General features: G+C 42.5%; 10 protein-coding genes and 1 tRNA gene. 10 read left to right on the top strand and 1 reads right to left on the bottom strand.

Going from position 1 to position 17,186, the window contains the following annotated elements:
* Positions 1-274: 274 nt before the first annotated feature.
* The 10 genes from ACT3TH_RS04735 to ACT3TH_RS04690 all read left to right on the top strand — a co-directional run bounded on the left by ACT3TH_RS04735 (position 275) and on the right by ACT3TH_RS04690 (position 14,278).
* Positions 275-350 (top strand) — tRNA-Trp (locus ACT3TH_RS04735).
* Positions 351-401: 51 nt separating this feature from the next.
* Complete coding sequence (gene secE, locus ACT3TH_RS04730) at positions 402-887, top strand: preprotein translocase subunit SecE (protein WP_444754697.1); 486 nt, start codon at positions 402-404, stop codon at positions 885-887.
* A gap of 108 nt (positions 888-995) precedes the next feature.
* Positions 996-1,526 carry a transcription termination/antitermination protein NusG gene (gene nusG / locus ACT3TH_RS04725; RefSeq protein WP_183621394.1) on the top strand — a complete coding sequence of 177 codons (531 nt, stop codon included), beginning with the start codon at positions 996-998 and terminating at the stop codon, positions 1,524-1,526.
* Positions 1,527-1,604: 78 nt separating this feature from the next.
* Positions 1,605-2,036, top strand: coding sequence for a 50S ribosomal protein L11 (gene rplK, locus ACT3TH_RS04720; protein ID WP_444523249.1), 432 nt, complete (start codon positions 1,605-1,607; stop codon positions 2,034-2,036).
* Positions 2,036-2,737 carry a 50S ribosomal protein L1 gene (gene rplA / locus ACT3TH_RS04715; RefSeq protein ID WP_444754696.1) on the top strand — a complete coding sequence of 234 codons (702 nt, stop codon included), beginning with the start codon at positions 2,036-2,038 and terminating at the stop codon, positions 2,735-2,737. The genes rplK and rplA overlap by 1 nt, the downstream gene beginning before the upstream one ends.
* A gap of 456 nt (positions 2,738-3,193) precedes the next feature.
* The gene (gene rplJ, locus ACT3TH_RS04710) at positions 3,194-3,721 is read left to right on the top strand and encodes a 50S ribosomal protein L10 (protein WP_444754695.1); all 528 of its coding nucleotides are present in this window, start codon (positions 3,194-3,196) and stop codon (positions 3,719-3,721) included.
* 126 nt (positions 3,722-3,847) lie between these two features.
* On the top strand, positions 3,848-4,219 hold the full coding sequence (rplL, locus tag ACT3TH_RS04705; protein WP_346716539.1) for a 50S ribosomal protein L7/L12: 372 nt from the start codon (positions 3,848-3,850) through the stop codon (positions 4,217-4,219).
* Between the two features lie 740 nt (positions 4,220-4,959).
* Positions 4,960-9,078 (top strand): DNA-directed RNA polymerase subunit beta, encoded by a 4,119-nt coding sequence (gene rpoB / locus ACT3TH_RS04700; protein ID WP_444754694.1) that lies wholly within the window; start codon positions 4,960-4,962, stop codon positions 9,076-9,078.
* A 152-nt stretch (positions 9,079-9,230) separates the two neighbouring features.
* Positions 9,231-13,448, top strand: coding sequence for a DNA-directed RNA polymerase subunit beta' (gene rpoC, locus ACT3TH_RS04695; RefSeq protein ID WP_444754693.1), 4,218 nt, complete (start codon positions 9,231-9,233; stop codon positions 13,446-13,448).
* 302 nt (positions 13,449-13,750) lie between these two features.
* Positions 13,751-14,278 carry a DUF6586 family protein gene (locus tag ACT3TH_RS04690; RefSeq protein WP_444754692.1) on the top strand — a complete coding sequence of 176 codons (528 nt, stop codon included), beginning with the start codon at positions 13,751-13,753 and terminating at the stop codon, positions 14,276-14,278.
* Between the two features lie 89 nt (positions 14,279-14,367).
* Here ACT3TH_RS04690 and ACT3TH_RS04685 read toward each other — a convergent pair whose 3' ends face one another.
* Complete coding sequence (locus ACT3TH_RS04685; RefSeq protein WP_444754691.1) at positions 14,368-17,016, bottom strand: penicillin-binding protein 1A; 2,649 nt, start codon at positions 17,014-17,016, stop codon at positions 14,368-14,370.
* Between the last annotated feature and the right edge of the window lie 170 nt (positions 17,017-17,186).

Here is a 17,186-nt window from a genome sequence, read left to right as displayed (position 1 = left end):
GGGTAAACGTATACTAAATACGTCTGAAATTACTTCTTTTATGTATAAGTTTATACGGACAACGACAATAAATTTGTCTTTCATTCTATTGTAATTCGCTGTAGAGCTTGCTATATTAGCGCTCCCTCTTGTCACATAATGATATTATTAATCATTCTTAGCATGTCGATTAATAAAACGTTTATCTAGAATAAGAGAAAAGCGAGATAAAAAATTATCTTTGAAGGCTTGCATTTTACGGTAAATATTGTATAATGCTGTCCTTTACACCCATAGGCGATTGGCTCAATTGGTAGAGCATCGGTCTCCAAAACCGAGGGTTGTAGGTTCGAGTCCTACATCGCCTGCCATCTTCTTATCATATCTTTGTTGTACCCCACCATCTCCGAAGTGAGTTCTTTATGAGCAATAATCAAGATAACCTCGAGACTAAGTTATCTGATGCCAAGGCGGTTGATGGTGGAATGCTGTCTAAAGACAAGCATGTTTCAGCGGTTAATACTTCTGCCGTTGAGGTTGCTAAGACTGGCTCAATAAAAGATCTGATTTTGTGGCTACTTGCCGCAGCAGTTTTGATAGGTGCGACTTTAGTTAACCAGTATTTGCCCGGTTATTGGCAGCCTGCTAATGATGTCTGGATACGTATTGGAATTATCGTCGCCCTTATTGTATTTGCCCTAGTATGCTTGGCACTGACGCATCAAGGTCGCGCTTTTAAAATATTATTGAAAGATGCGGGCGTTGAGCTTCGCCGAGTGACATGGCCTAGTAAAGACGAAACCTTCCAATACACGTGGCAAGTTATTGTCATGATTGCCATTGTAGGGTTTTTCGTTTGGATACTGGATAACTTTTTTAATTGGTTCGTTGGTATATTTATTGGTTAAATATTTTAAGGTGAAGCTCTATATCGTGTATTACGGTCTACTTCAATTTAAATTTTTAACTCAAATTTTGAATTATCACAACTTATTTATAATGATCAGGAGCGTGATATGCGTTGGTATATTGTCCAAGCGTTTTCAGGATATGAAAAGCAAGTACAACGTTCATTAACTGATCGTATTAATCGTAGTGACTTTGCTGATTCATTCGGTGATGTATTAGTTCCTACTGAAGAAGTCGTTGAAATGAAAGACGGCAAAAAGCGTAAGAGTGAGCGTAAGTTCTTTCCAGGATATGTACTGATCCAAATGGAGATGAACGATAATACTTGGCACATTGTCAAAGATTGCCCTCGTATCATGGGTTTCATTGGTGGTACACCTGAAACGCCAGCGCCTATTACCCAAGTAGAAGCTGACCGTATTTTGAATCGTCTTAATCAGACTGAAACTGACCCACGTCCTAAGACGCTATTTGAGCCGGGCGAAGAGTTGTTGGTTATTGATGGTCCATTTACTGACTTTAAAGGGTTGGTTGAAAAAGTGGATTATGAAAAGTCTAAACTGCATTTAACTGTCAACGTATTTAATCGACCAACTCAGGTCGAGCTTGAGTTTAGTAAAGTTGAGAAGCTAGACTAAACATAAATAAACCGGGGAGCTGTTAATCAATTTTGTATTTATATTGATTTAGCGCTATTACCCATTTAGGAGAAGATCATGGCTAAGAAGATTGATGGTTACATCAAACTGCAAGTGCCTGCAGGTAAAGCAAATCCTTCACCACCGATTGGTCCAGCATTGGGTCAAAAAGGCGTGAACATCATGGCGTTCTGTAAAGAATTTAACGCAGCAACCTCAAGTCAAGAGCCGGGTCTACCGATTCCAACTGAGATCACTGTATATAGCGATAAATCTTTTACTTTCATCATGAAGTCTCCACCAGCTGCGTACTTATTACGCAAGGCTGCGGGTATTGCTAAAGGTTCAGGTACACCAAATACCGCTAAAGTCGGTAAAGTTGATCGTGCGCAATTAGAAGAAATCGTTAAGACCAAAGATGCAGATTTAACTGCTGCTGACCTTGACGCTGCTGTTCGTACCATCGCTGGTACCGCTCGTTCAATGGGTATTACCGTGGAGGGTGTATAATGTCTAAGCTAACCAAACGTCAGAAAGAAATTCAAAGCCGTATTGATCATGAAAAACAATACACTATTGAAGAAGCGGTTCAAATCTTAAATGATTTGCCCGCTTTAAAATTCAAAGAATCTATTGATATCGCAGTAAACTTGGGTGTTGACCCACGTAAATCTGATCAAGTGGTTCGTGGCGCTACTAATTTACCTGCTGGTACTGGTAAAACTAAACGCGTTGCTGTATTTGCTCAAGGCGCTGCTGCTGAAGCCGCTAAAGAAGCTGGTGCAGATATTGTTGGTTTCGAAGATTTAGCAGAACAAATCAAAGCTGGCAACATGGATTTTGATGTTGTGATCGCTGCTCCTGATGCTATGCGTGTTGTTGGTCAGTTAGGTACTATCTTAGGCCCACGTGGTCTTATGCCTAACCCAAAAGTCGGCACAGTAACGCCAAACGTTGCTGAAGCGGTAACTAACGCTAAAGCTGGTCAAGCACAGTATCGTGTAGATAAAGCAGGTATCATCCATACCACTATTGGTCAGGTTGGTTTTACTGCTGAGCAAGTCATTCAAAATGCTCAAGCCTTGATAACAGATCTAAAACGCGCTAAGCCTGCTACTTCTAAAGGTACTTTTATTAAGAAAATTACCTTGTCTAGCACCATGGGCCCAGGTATCACGATTGATCCTGTACCATATCGCGTTGCTAAATAATTAAGTACTCTACTGATTCAAATATTTTGAATCATGAGTATGAATCGTTTCTAAAAATTAGGTCAGCGTAGCATCTGCTACGCTGTCTAAGACCGTAGGTAGAGAGTGGTTTACAGTTATAAGTAATGATTTTTAAATGATTGCTTATATTGATAAGCCAGTTTTGTTAATCGACGACAGATGAAAGTCTTAGTTGTCCTACGCAGACGGTGGCCCACACAGTTTAAGACAAGAGCGAATAGAGTGGTATGACTATCAATCTATCAATCTATTACTCAACGTCATTCTGATAACGGTGCCGTAATCAGTCGTTACCAATAGATATTTTTGAATAAATTGCATCAATTGGTAATGTGTCGTATCAAGTCAGTTTAAACTTAGATTTGAAGCGAGTAAGAATTTCGGTTTTTTACGCTTTTATTATAAGTTTGATTGATAAGATTAAGGAGTTAACTTATGGCATTAACGCTAGAGCAAAAACAACAAGTTGTGGCTGAAGTGTCTGAAGTTGCTGCTAAGGCGTACTCAGCGGTAGCTGCCGAGTATCACGGAATTGGTGTAGCAAAGCTGACTCAGCTTCGTGAACAAGCTCGTGATAAAGGTGTTGTTTTAAAAGTGGTAAAAAATACACTAGCAAAACGCGCTTTTGAAGGTACTAGCTTTGAGTGCATGTCAGACAGTCTGACTGGTCCATTACTTTTGGCTTTCTCTATGGAAGACCTGGGTTCTGCTGCTAGAGTCGTTTTTGACTTCAGCAAAGATAACAGTGCTCTTGAGACCAAATTGGTATCAGTTGGTGGTGAAGTATTTGGTCCAGAAGCGTTAGAACGCGTATCTAAGTTGCCAACACGCGACGAAGCGCTATCTATCCTAATGGCTACCATGAATGCACCAGTGACCAAGCTTGTCCAAACTATGAACGCAGTTCCTGGCAAGTTTGTTCGCACCGTAGCAGCAATCAAAGACGCAAAAGAAGCTGCTTAATTGCTTGTTTTAACGTAACTTTGACATCGTTGGTTGTATTATATTGTCGATCCTATTTTAAATTTTGGCAAGCAACCATAGCGATATTAAAATCAATTAATTTTTATCAGATAACGGAGAGTTCTCATGGCACTATCTAAAGATGATGTGTTAAACGCAATCGCTGAAATGTCAGTAATGGATATCGTTGAGTTAATCAGCGACATGGAAGAAAAATTCGGCGTAACAGCTGCTGTTGCTGCTGCTGCACCTGCTGCTGCTGGTCCTGCTGCTGCTGCTGAAGAAAAAGACGAGTTTGACGTAGTTCTTGCCAGCTTTGGCGAGAAGAAAGTTGGCGTAATTAAAGCCGTACGTGAAGCTACTGGTCTTGGCCTAAAAGAAGCGAAAGATTTGGTTGAAAGCGCTCCAGCTCCAATCAAAGAAGGCGCATCTAAAGCTGAAGCTGAAGAGTTGAAGAAGAAGCTTGAAGAAGCTGGTGCAACTGTTGAACTAAAATAAGTTCAACGCTGTACGAAAAAAAGCTGGTAATGCCTTGCATTGCCAGCTTTTTTTTACTATAATTCGTAGCTTGACCTTTTGTGTCTGCCAACATACGTATGCAACAACACGGTGGATACCCATCAAAAGGACAGACGATATACATGCAAGCACACATGCCAGTTTTTAAAACCAGTTAAGTAGGCTAAACGTCTGTAGATGTTTGGCATTTTTTTGTGTCTGCATGCTTCTCCATTAACACTATAGTTTATACTGATTCTAGAAGTTATAGTTATCCCAGTTATTATTAATTCTGAAAAGCCACTGATAGTGGAGTATCTATTAGGCAAGTTCGCTGTCAATATCCAGAATCAAAGACAGTGTCTGTCAGCGACGGTATCGTGTTAGTAGCGCCTTGTCTACTGACAATGCAGATTGTTCTAGCGACAGATGGTTTAGAAAAATTCCAGTTGAGACGATATTTTCGTCAGTACATTGGTAAATATGCCATTACGGCAATAATCTATATTAGATTGAATTCTTCGATATGAGTAGTCATATAGACTGACTTATACACCGATTATAACAATGAGCAAGTTGTAGTACATACACATTTGGTTAGTAAAGTAGTAATTAATGAAAGATATGAGCTAAATACGAATACCTGTTTTATATTATCGTTTACGTCGTCAGCTTGCACCGTATTTATGCAAGCTGGCCGCGCTTTTAATTTGTTTCCACGTTTACTGTAAGGACTCTCGATGGCATATTCTTATACTGAAAAAAAGCGTATTCGCAAAAGTTTTGCTGAATTGCCCACTGTGATGGACATTCCCTACTTGCTATCTATTCAAGTAGATTCTTACGAGCAATTTTTGCAAGAGCATAAAAAGCCAAAAGCTCGTGAGAATACTGGTTTGCAAGCTGCGTATTCCTCTATTTTCCCAATTGAGAGTCACTCTGGTAATGCCGAGTTGCAATTTGTTGAGTACTATTTGGGTACACCAGAATTTGATGAGCGTGAGTGTATCTTGCGTGGTTCGACGTTTGCTGCGCCTATGCGTGTCAAAATCCGTCTAATCATCAAAGACAAAGACAGCAAGGATAAAGACAGCAAAGCGGCGATTAAAGATATCCGTGAGCAAAGTGTCTACATGGGCGAGATGCCATTAATGACTGCTAACGGTACCTTTATTATCAATGGTACTGAACGTGTAATCGTATCACAGTTGCATCGTTCGCCAGGTGTATTCTTTGACCATGACAAAGGTAAGTCACATTCAAGTGGTAAAGTGCTTTATAACGCACGTATCATTCCTTACCGTGGTTCTTGGTTAGATTTTGAATTCGATGCTAAAGATTTGGTTTTTGCGCGTATTGACCGTCGCCGTAAACTATTGGCTTCAATCATTCTACGTGCATTAGGCCTGACAACTTCTGAAATCTTAGATTTATTCTTTGATAAAGTGGCTGTTTATAAAGGTGAAGAGCAGTTCGAAATTGATTTAGTCGCTGATCGTCTGCGCGGTGAAATGGCTCAGTTTGATATCGTATCACCTGAAGGTGACGTTATCGTAGAGCAGGGCAAGCGTATCAACGCACGCCGTATCCGTCAGCTTGAAGAAGCAGGTATGACTAAGATTGCTGTACCTGATGAATATCTATATGAGCGCATTTTGGCAGAAGATATTGTCGTTAATGATGAAGTCATTGCAAAAGCCAATACGTTAATTGACCATGAATTATTGGTCAAATTGAACTCATTTGAAGCCAGTGGTGCTATTAAAGAATTCAGCATTCTATTCACTAACGATATCGATCAGGGCAGTTATATTGCCGATACGATTCGCGCTGATAGCACGTCAACTCGTGAAGAAGCATTGATTGAAATTTATAAAGTTATGCGTCCAGGTGAGCCACCAACGGTCGAGACTGCTGAAAAGTTATTTGAAAGCATGTTCTTTAATGCAGATCGTTATGACTTATCAAACGTCGGTCGTATGAAATTTAACCGTCGCCTTGGGTTAGAATTTGATAACACTGATGATCCTGATATTCAACGTGAACGCAGTGTTTTAACGAATGACGATATCGTCAATGTGTTAAAAGAGCTGATTGAGATTCGTAATGGTCGCGGTGAAGTTGATGACATCGACCATTTAGGTAACCGCCGTATTCGTTCAGTCGGTGAGATGGCAGAGAACCAATTCCGTGTTGGTCTAGTACGTGTTGAACGTGCGGTCAAAGAGCGTTTAAGCTCAGCAGAATCAGACAACTTGTCACCACAAGACTTGATTAACTCTAAGCCTGTAGCGGCAGCGGTTAAAGAATTCTTTGGTTCAAGCCAGTTATCACAGTTTATGGATCAGAACAATCCGTTGTCTGAAGTGACCCATAAACGCCGTGTATCGGCATTAGGACCAGGCGGTTTGACTCGTGAACGTGCAGGCTTTGAAGTACGTGACGTACATGATACGCATTATGGCCGTGTATGTCCGATTGAAACACCTGAAGGTCCAAACATTGGTTTGATTAACTCATTGGCTACGTTTGCTAAGACCAACAGCTTTGGTTTCTTAGAAACACCTTATCGCCGTGTGGTTAATGGTAAAGTGACCGACGAGATTGAGTATCTGTCAGCGATTGAAGAAGTAGGTACGGTAATTGCACAAGCTGACTCGCCAATGACCAAAGACGGCGCATTGAGCGACGAGATGGTTAGTGTGCGTAGCTACGGTGAATTCGTTCGTATGCCAGCTGACAAAGTGACGCATATGGATGTATCGCCAAGTCAGGTAGTATCGGTTGCAGCAGGTTTGATTCCGTTCCTAGAGCATGATGATGCTAACCGTGCCTTGATGGGTTCGAACATGCAGCGTCAGGCAGTTCCTACGCTACGTGCTGATAAGCCGTTAGTAGGTACAGGTATGGAGCGTCACGTTGCTCGTGATTCTGGTGTTTGTGTGATCGCTAAGCGTGGCGGTGTGATTGAAGATGTTGACGCATCGCGTATCGTGGTACGTGTCAATGAAGATGAGATGACTGCTGGTGAAGCGGGTATCGATATCTATAACTTGATCAAATACACACGTTCGAATCAAAACACGTGTATTAACCAACGTATCATTGTTAACCAAGGCGATGAAATTGCTTTGGGTGATATCTTAGCCGACGGTCCATCAACAGATCTTGGTGAGCTAGCATTAGGTCAGAACATTCGCATCGCATTTATGCCATGGAATGGTTACAACTTTGAAGATTCGATTCTATTGTCTGAAAAAGTGGTTAAAGAAGATCGTTTCACGACCATTCACATTCAAGAATTGACGTGTGTGGCTCGTGATACCAAACTAGGTACAGAAGAGATCACGGCTGATATTCCAAACGTTGGTGAAGCAGCACTATCAAGCCTTGATGAAGCAGGTATTGTTTATATCGGCGCTGAAGTAGACGCAGGCGACATCTTGGTTGGTAAAGTCACGCCAAAAGGCGAGACACAATTGACGCCAGAAGAAAAACTGCTGCGGGCAATTTTTGGTGAAAAAGCGGCTGACGTAAAAGACACGTCGCTACGTGTGCCTACTTCTAGTAAAGGTACGGTTATTGACGTGCAAGTCTTCACGCGCGATGGTGTCGAAAAAGACGCACGTGCAAGAGCGATTGAAAAATCGCAGCTTGATAGTTACCGTAAAGATTTAAAGGAAGAGCTACGTATCTTTGAAGAAGCGGCACGTGGCCGTATCGGTACATTGTTAGATGGTCAAAAAGTCAGTGGTGGTTCTGGTTTAAAAGCCGGTACGGTCATGGCATTGGCTGATATGAAAGATATGAGCCTTGAGACTTTGCTTGATATCCAGCCGGTGGAAGAAGAGATCTCTGAGCGTCTAACGCAAATCGCCGAGTACCTAGTCGATAAGCAAAAAGACATCGATGTGAAGTTTGCTGAGAAAAAACGCAAGTTAACGGCAGGTGACGACTTACAACATGGCGTACAAAAAATTGTTAAAGTATATCTAGCGGTTAAGCGCCGTATCCAGCCTGGTGATAAGATGGCAGGTCGTCATGGTAACAAAGGTGTTGTATCACGCATCATGCCAGTTGAAGACATGCCTTATGATGAGCACGGTAACACTGTTGATATCGTCTTGAATCCACTTGGTGTACCTTCTCGTATGAACATCGGTCAGGTTCTAGAGACGCATTTAGGAATGGCCGCTAAAGGCTTGGGCGAAAAAATTGATGGTATGCTCAAATCACAAGCAGCGATCAAAGAGCTACGTGAATTCTTAGACAAAATCTATAACCAAGTAGGCGGTGAGCAAGTTGATCTTGATAGCTTGAGTGATGATGACATCATGGCGCTAGCAGATAACTTACGTGGTGGTGTACCGATGGGCACAGCAGTATTTGACGGTGCAAGAGAGAGCCAAGTTAAAGATCTGTTAGAGCTTGCTGGTATGGATCGTGATGGTCAGCAAACGTTGTATGATGGTCGTACTGGTCAGAAATTTGACCGCAAGGTGACGGTTGGTTACATGTACATGCTCAAACTTAACCATTTGGTTGATGACAAAATGCATGCGCGTTCAACGGGTTCATACTCACTTGTTACTCAGCAGCCACTAGGTGGTAAAGCTCAGTTCGGTGGTCAGCGCTTCGGTGAGATGGAAGTGTGGGCATTAGAAGCATATGGCGCGACTTATACGTTGCAAGAGATGCTAACTGTGAAATCGGATGACGTTGAAGGCCGTACACGTATGTATAAAAACATCGTTGATGGTGAGCAGTACATGGATCCAGGTATGCCTGAATCGTTTAACGTACTGACCAAAGAAATCAAATCACTGGGTATTAATATTGAGTTAAAACAAAGCAACTAATCCCATTGTTTATGTTAGTTGTCCACTAAAGGCAGTACGCTCGATGGCTGCTGCTTTTAGTAATTTGTCTCAACCCTATTCATTGCCTTCATTCATCTTATCTGCGTCAAAAGGACGCAGTCAGATGATTATAAAGATAACGGAGAAGCAACTTGAAAGATTTACTCGATATCATGCAAAGCCCTGCCGGCAACGGTAATCTAGAGTTTGATAGCATTCAAATTACTTTAGCCTCGCCTGACGTGATTAAGTCATGGTCGCATGGTGAAGTAAAAAAGCCTGAAACCATTAACTATCGTACATTTAAACCTGAGCGTGACGGTCTGTTTTGTGCCAAAATTTTTGGCCCAGTAAAAGACTTTGAGTGTTTGTGTGGTAAGTATAAACGCCGTAAGTTCCAAGGCGTTATCTGTGAAAAATGTGGCGTTGAAGTCACGACTGCTAAAGTTCGCCGTGATCGCATGGGTCATATCGACCTAGCAAGCCCAGTTGCGCACATTTGGTTCCTAAAATCATTACCAAGCCGCATTGGTCTATTATTAGACATGACACTACGTGATATTGAGCGCGTATTGTATTTCGAAAGCTACATCGTGACTGAGCCAGGTCTAACCAGCTTAGAAAAGTATCAATTGCTTGATGATGAAGACTACTACAAAGCTCTAGAAGAATTCGGCGACGAGTTCACTGCTAAGATGGGTGCTGAAGCGGTTCAAGACTTATTAAAAGATATCGATATGGATATCGAAATTGATGAGCTGCGTGAAGCGATTCCGCAAACAGGTTCTGAGACTAAGCTTAAGAAGATGTCTAAGCGTCTTAAATTATTAGAAGCATTCCGTGATTCTAATAATAAGCCTGAGTGGATGGTAATGAATATCTTACCAGTACTACCACCAGATTTGCGTCCTCTAGTACCACTAGAAGGCGGTCGTTTTGCAACGTCAGATTTGAATGATTTGTATCGCCGTGTTATTAACCGTAACAACCGTCTAAAGCGTCTGCTTGAACTGAGTGCACCTGATATTATCGTACGTAACGAAAAGCGTATGTTGCAAGAATCAGTTGATGCCTTGTTAGATAACGGTCGCCGCGGTCGTGCAATTACAGGCAGTAATAAGCGTCCATTGAAATCTTTGGCTGATATGATCAAAGGTAAGCAAGGTCGTTTCCGTCAAAACTTACTTGGTAAGCGTGTTGACTACTCAGGTCGTTCGGTCATCGTTGTAGGTCCAACGCTACGTCTACATCAGTGTGGTCTACCTAAGAAAATGGCACTTGAGTTGTTCAAGCCATTTACGTACAACAAGCTATTGTCTCATGGCCTCGCAACAACGATTAAAGCTGCCAAAAAGATGGTAGAGCGTGAAGAGCCGCAAGTTTGGGACATGCTGGCCATGGTTATCCGTGAGCATCCAGTACTGCTTAACCGTGCGCCAACGCTTCACCGTTTAGGTTTGCAGGCATTTGAGCCAGTATTGATCGAAGGTAAAGCAATCCAGTTGCATCCGCTCGTTTGTACCGCGTTTAACGCTGACTTTGATGGTGACCAGATGGCCGTTCACGTGCCATTGACACTAGAAGCGCAACTAGAGTCACGCGCACTAATGATGTCTACCAACAACATCTTGTCACCTGCGAACGGTGATCCGATCATCGTACCATCACAGGATGTGGTATTGGGCTTGTATTACATCAGCCGCTCATCAATCAATGCCAAAGGCGAGGGCATGATCTTTGCCACCGTTAATGAAGCATTGCGTGCAATTGGTTCAAACGACTTGCATGTTAACTCTAAGATCAAAGTACGTGTTACAGAAACGCATATTGACGAAGATGGTAACCAGACCAAAGAAGTTAGCATGAAAGAGACGGTCGCTGGTCGTTTACTTATCTGGAACATCATGCCTAAAGGTATGTCGTTTGATGAGTGTAACCAAGAGATGACGAAGAAAAACATCTCTCGTTTGATCAACTCTTGCTACCGTAAAGTTGGCGTTAAAGAAAGTGTTATGTTTGCTGACCAATTGATGTATCTTGGTTTTGCTCAAGCGACGTTATCTGGTGTGTCTATTGGTATTGATGACATGGTCATCCCGCCAAGCAAAAAGCAAATCATTGAAGTGGCTGAAGGTGAAGTACGCGAGATTGAAGATCAATTCGAGCAAGGCTTTGTGACTGCTGGTGAGCGTTATAACAAAGTAGTTGATATCTGGTCACGTACCAATGACAAAGTCGCAAAAGCGATGATGGATAACTTGGCGACAGACAAAGTAATCAACGCACAAGGTGAAGAAGACGAGCAGAAGTCATTTAACTCTATCTTTATCATGTCAGACTCTGGTGCTCGTGGTAGTGCAGCCCAGATTCGTCAGTTAGCTGGTATGCGTGGTTTGATGGCAAAACCAGATGGTTCAATCATCGAAACACCGATTAAAGCCAACTTCCGTGAAGGTCTGACCGTACTACAGTACTTTATCTCAACTCACGGTGCTCGTAAGGGTCTGGCTGATACGGCATTGAAAACGGCTAACTCAGGTTACCTGACGCGTCGTTTGGTCGATGTAGCACAAGATTTGGTTATCACTAGTGATGATTGTGGTACCGAGGAAGGCTTACTCATGAAACCACATATCCAAGGTGGTGAAATCATTGAGAAGCTAGGTGAATTGGTACTTGGTCGTGTAACGGCACGTGATGTCACTTACAACGATGACGAATCAAAAATCTTGATTCCAGCTGGCACATTGATTGATGAGCATTGGGTAAATGTGCTTGATAACAATGCAATCGATGATATCTGGGTACGTTCAGTTATTACCTGTAATGTTGAGCATGGCGTTTGTTCACAGTGTTATGGTCGTGACCTTGCTCGTGGTCATAAAGTGAACATTGGTGAGTCAGTAGGTGTTATGGCAGCCCAATCTATCGGTGAGCCTGGTACTCAGTTGACGATGCGTACTTTCCACGTGGGCGGGGCTGCAAGCTCAGCATCTGTGGACAATAGTATTTCTGTCCGTAATGCAGGTCAAGCGCATTTCGAAAACATGAAAACGGTTCAACATACCGATGGTCATTTAGTTATTGTATCGCGTTCAGCTGAAATTGCATTGACCGATGAGCTTGGTCGTGAGCGTGAGCGCTATAAAGTACCGTATGGTTCAAGCGTTCTTGTAAAAGACGAAGAGCAAGTTGAAGGCGGTCAAACCATCGCTAAGTGGGATCCGCACACGCATCCTATCATCACAGAATTTGCTGGTACTGCACGCTTCAGTGACATCACTGATGGTATGACTGCGACTGTGAAGGTTGATGATGCGACTGGTATGAGCTCATTTGAGATTCTAGCTACTCGTGACCGTTCAAGTTCAGCCAAAGACTTACGTCCTGCAATTATCTTGAATACGGATGAAGGTAAAGAAGTGGTTTACTTCCTACCAGCTGAAACCATCATTCGTGTTAGTGATGGCGAAAAAGTAGCGGCAGGTTCTATCTTGGGCCGTGTACCACAAGCGTCTTCAGGTACCAAAGATATTACCGGTGGTCTACCACGTGTTGCTGACCTGTTCGAAGCACGTCGTCCAAAAGATCACGCCATCATGGCAGAAATGACAGGTGTGGTAAGCTTTGGTAAAGAGACTAAAGGTAAAAACCGCTTCATTATTACCAATGAAGATGGTGAGGTTCATGAAGAGCTGATCCCGAAATGGCGTCAAATCAACGTCTTTGAAAACGAGACAGTCGCCCGTGGTGAGGTTATCGCTGATGGTCCACAAAACCCGCACGATATTCTACGCCTGAAAGGTCAGACAGCACTTGCTGATTATATCGTGAACGAAGTACAGGACGTATATCGCTTGCAGGGTGTAAAAATCAACGATAAGCACATCGAAGTTATTATTCGTCAGATGCTGCGTAAAGTTGAAGTTACCGATGGCGGCGATTCAAGTCACTTCAAAGGTGATCAGGTAGAGTATGCTGATATCAAAGCGTTGAATGCGAAGCTAGAAGCGGAAGATAAATTCCCAGTACAGTATGAGCGTCAATTGTTAGGTATCACTAAAGCAAGCTTGGCAACTGAAAGCTTTATCTCAGCGGCGTCGTTCCAGGAGACAACACGCGTACTAACTGCTGCTGCCGTTACTGGTAAAGTAGATGAGCTACGTGGTCTGAAAGAGAACGTCGTGGTTGGTCGCTTGATCCCTGCGGGTACTGGTCTTGCTTATCATAAGGCACGTAAAGAAAAAGCAGAGCAGAAGTTACAAGATAAAGACTTAAATGCAGCTTTTGATATGACAGCAAGCACAGATAGTAAAGATTTTGCGAGTTTTGATGAAGCATTTGCTCAAGAACTTAATCAAGACAATTAATCCTAGTCACGCTTATTTGGTATGAGTAACACAAAAAGCCTGCAATCAATTGCAGGCTTTTTTACGTCTTATGGAAAAATTGCATTACCAAACTGATAATATTATTAGAAATTGATATAGGGATAGAAGATGAGGGGCTTTATTATGTTTGTCATGATAAGCGACTTTAAAACCTTCTCACGATAGTTTTTTGAGCGTATTATTTCCTATAATAACTGCCTTAGTTAATAGTACACTTAATCTATAGCATGACCAGTTAGAATGGTTTAAATGAGTATTACCAATATAAGGATAAGTAAATAATGGCAGGTAAAACGCGTGTTGCCAAATATCAAGCAGATCGAACCAACCAAAAGCTGTATTTTTGTCGTCTGTCTTGTCAAGCAGCAGGAAGTGTCAATGACAAGCAGCTATATCAAGCGCATTGCGAGACAGCAATTTTTCATCTATATGGTGCCTATGTAGCCTTCGTACAGGAGCTGGGCCATTTTTATGGTTTGAACATGACGACGCCTACTTTGTCAGATATTGAACAGACATTGAATGAGCGCACACAGGTATCACCTGAAATTCAGCGTTTACAACAATTACAACAGCAGGGTTTTCTTGCCAATATAGAGCGGGCTTATCAGCGCTGTTTGTATGCTGTGCCATCAGATACGGTTATAGATGAAAAGCCGACTAGCGGTTCGGTACCGTCGCCAGATCTTATTGTTAATGTTGTGACGTTATCCAATCAATGGTTGCCAGATGAAGCTACCATACGAGAATGGCGTCAGCAGTTTTTAGAGTTGATTGAACAATTGCGGGCGGGTATGGTTGAGTTCTAAGTTAAGATTTTTAGTTGAAAAAACAGCCTATTTAGTTATCTCTAAATAGGCTGTTTTGTTTGAGACGTCATATAATCCAATGGTTTGATCTATTCTGGCATTGGAGGCATACTCTCAACTGGCGTCACCGATAGCGGGTTTTGCGGGACACTATCGTTACTACGGTTGTTGCTGGGTCTTGCTGCTAATGGATTACGTGGTTCTTCAGTAGTCTCAGCTACTGGTATTCTGCGCTGCTGGGTTTGAGTTCTTACTGGTTTCTCAACTATGTTTGTATCCGCATCTTCATCATCAGTAATAACGCCATCGTCCGTCATTTCAATAATTCTTTGCGTTTGCTTTTTAGATTTAGAGCGGTTATTGATAGACACCCATTGTTGCGGAGTGTCTTTAAGCTGGGCTTTCATAAAGTCCATCCAGACCGGTAGGGCAGCCACACCGCCATATTCACGGCGACCCATTGTGGTTGGCTGATCAAAACCCATCCAGACTACCGTTGCATTGGTAGGATGAAATCCTGCAAACCAAGCATCTTTCGCCTCGTTTGTTGTACCGGTTTTTCCACCAATATCATCACGGCCTAAAGCTTTGGCTCGTACTGCCGTACCACGTTGAACCACATCGCGTAATATGTCTGCCATCTCAAAAGCCACTCTAGGTTTCAATATTCTTGGCGCTTGCTTCGCCATGACATACTGTACCGCAGGTGCCTTTAGACGATCTGACTGTGGACCAGCATCGTAAATCTCTAAATCCATGACTTCGGTATCTTGCGTAGTGCTGCCATTAAGCTCTGAGTCTTGTGCCTCACCCGTTGTTTCGCTAGTAGTCTCTCCATCTTCGCCATCAACTGATTGATTATGATCTTCTATTAGCTTCTTATTAACGGCTTCGAGCTGTTCGTTAAAACATAGGGCACAAGCTTGCAGTGGATTGGCTTGAAATAATAGCTCATTCTTATAATTGTAAATTTGTTCAATGAAATAAGGTTGCACCCGATGACCGCCATTGGCAAAGGTTGAGTAAGCCGTTGCCATCTGCAATGGGGTGGCTTGGCCTGCACCCAATGCTAATGATAAGGTCGTTGGTAGCTTTTCTTTATCAAGACCAAATTCATTTAATAAGTTACGCACATCAGAGATGCCAATGGCTTGTAGTAGGCGTATAGAAACCAAGTTGCGAGACAAATAAAGACCGCGGCGTAAGGTGATATCGCCTAAGAAACGTTCGTCAGAGTTTTTAGGCTTCCAGTCGCCTACTTGAATGGGACGATCTGAAACAATACTATCTGGGCGATAGCCTTTTTCTAATGCAGCAGTGTAAACAAGTGGCTTGATCGTTGAGCCTGGTTGACGCCAGCCTTGTAAGGCACGGTTGAATTTACTGTGATTAAAATCAAAACCACCGACCAAAGCATTAACAGCACCAGTCTCTGGATTTAATGAAACCAAACTGCCTTGTATTTTAGGGATTTGTCCTAATTGCCAATTGCCATTGGTAGTAGGTATCAAGCGAACGATGTCGTCTTTCTTGACAATCTGGCTGGCGTTACTAGGGAAATAGCCAATACGATCAGCAGAAATGTATTTGCGCGCCCACTTCATGCCAGACCAGTTAACAGTGACGTTTTCGCCAGAGGGAAGTGTTGCTGCAAAACTTTGAGAGTTAACCTTAGTGACTTTGGCAGGAGACATATTGCTGTAGCGACTGAATTTTTCGAGAGGTTCACCATTTGCTTCTGCACCGCGCCAACCATGACGATGCTCATAAGCAATCAAACCTGTTAGTACGGCTGCTTCTGCGTCTGTTTGCGCTTTACTGTCAACGGTAAGACGCACGCGCCAGCCACTCTGCATTACTTGCTCACCATAGCGCTCAACCAACGCACCACGGGTCATCTCTGCCAAATACGGCATATTAACGTCAAGCTTTTCTTGATAAAGATTAATGCCTACTGGCGAATTAATGGCTTCATCACGTTGCGCCTTACTGATATAACCTAACTCGTGCATGCGTCCAATAATCCAGTTGCGACGAGTCAGTGCGCGGCTAGGATTGGCAACAGGATTGTATTTAGAAGGGGCTTTTGGCAGACCTGCCAACATTGCCATCTCAGCAATACTCAGATTCTCTAATGATTTACTATAATATTTTTTGGCGGCAGCGCGAACCCCATAAGCACCTTCACCCAAGTAAATTTTGTTGACATACAAGGTCAAAATATCGTTTTTACTAAGCTCATCTTCGATCTTGCGAGCTAAGAACAATTCTATCAGTTTGCGATTTATTGTTCGCTCAGAACTTAAAAAATAGTTTTTGGCGACCTGCATTGTGATGGTAGAGCCACCTGTTTGGCTCTCATCATCAGTAACGACTTCAGTAACAGCTCGTCCAAGCCCTTTAATACTGATACCGCTGTGCTGAAAGAAAGAAGCATCTTCTGCTGCCAAAAAAGCATGGGTTAAATCTTCAGGAATTTCCTGAAAAGTAACTGGTAGCGATAAGCGATTGCCATACTGACCAATGAGTTTGTCATCGCTGCTATAAATCTGTAATGGCATCTCAAAATTAGCAGTCTTAATCTCTTGGGTACTAGGTAGGGTGGGTGATAAATACATTGCCATACCATAGAAACCAATAGGTACAGCGAGGACTAAAATAACTGCTAACGCTAAGCAGGCAATAAAAAACCCCACCAAAAAATGAATGAGACGAGCGGTAGCAGTTTTTTTGGTCATAATAAGGCTTATTAATTAAAATTTGTAACAGATAAGGTATTATACCTTGAACGAAATGAGCAGGTCATACTAAATGTGTAAGTTGGCCTTAATAACCTATTTAAACGCTTGAATCTCTCTATTAAGTAAAGTATTGTGTTCAATTATTACAAATAACTATCAAAGTGTAC

The sequence above is a fragment of the Psychrobacter sp. AOP22-C1-C5 genome (assembly GCF_052378885.1).
GTDB lineage: Bacteria > Pseudomonadota > Gammaproteobacteria > Pseudomonadales > Moraxellaceae > Psychrobacter.
The sequence above is the reverse complement of the archived record's forward strand: the minus strand, read 5'-3'. Positions and strand labels throughout refer to the sequence as shown.

Bases quoted from the DNA above. Each gene is read 5' to 3' on its own strand.
- rplJ (WP_444754695.1), top strand. From the start codon at position 3,194: ATGGCATTAACGCTAGAGCAAAAACAACAAGTTGTGGCTGAAGTGTCT.
- nusG (WP_183621394.1), top strand. From the start codon at position 996: ATGCGTTGGTATATTGTCCAAGCGTTTTCAGGATATGAAAAGCAAGTA.
- ACT3TH_RS04685 (WP_444754691.1), bottom strand. From the start codon at position 17,016: ATGACCAAAAAAACTGCTACCGCTCGTCTCATTCATTTTTTGGTGGGG.
- rplA (WP_444754696.1), top strand. From the start codon at position 2,036: ATGTCTAAGCTAACCAAACGTCAGAAAGAAATTCAAAGCCGTATTGAT.
- rplK (WP_444523249.1), top strand. From the start codon at position 1,605: ATGGCTAAGAAGATTGATGGTTACATCAAACTGCAAGTGCCTGCAGGT.
- ACT3TH_RS04690 (WP_444754692.1), top strand. From the start codon at position 13,751: ATGGCAGGTAAAACGCGTGTTGCCAAATATCAAGCAGATCGAACCAAC.
- rpoB (WP_444754694.1), top strand. From the start codon at position 4,960: ATGGCATATTCTTATACTGAAAAAAAGCGTATTCGCAAAAGTTTTGCT.
- secE (WP_444754697.1), top strand. From the start codon at position 402: ATGAGCAATAATCAAGATAACCTCGAGACTAAGTTATCTGATGCCAAG.
- rplL (WP_346716539.1), top strand. From the start codon at position 3,848: ATGGCACTATCTAAAGATGATGTGTTAAACGCAATCGCTGAAATGTCA.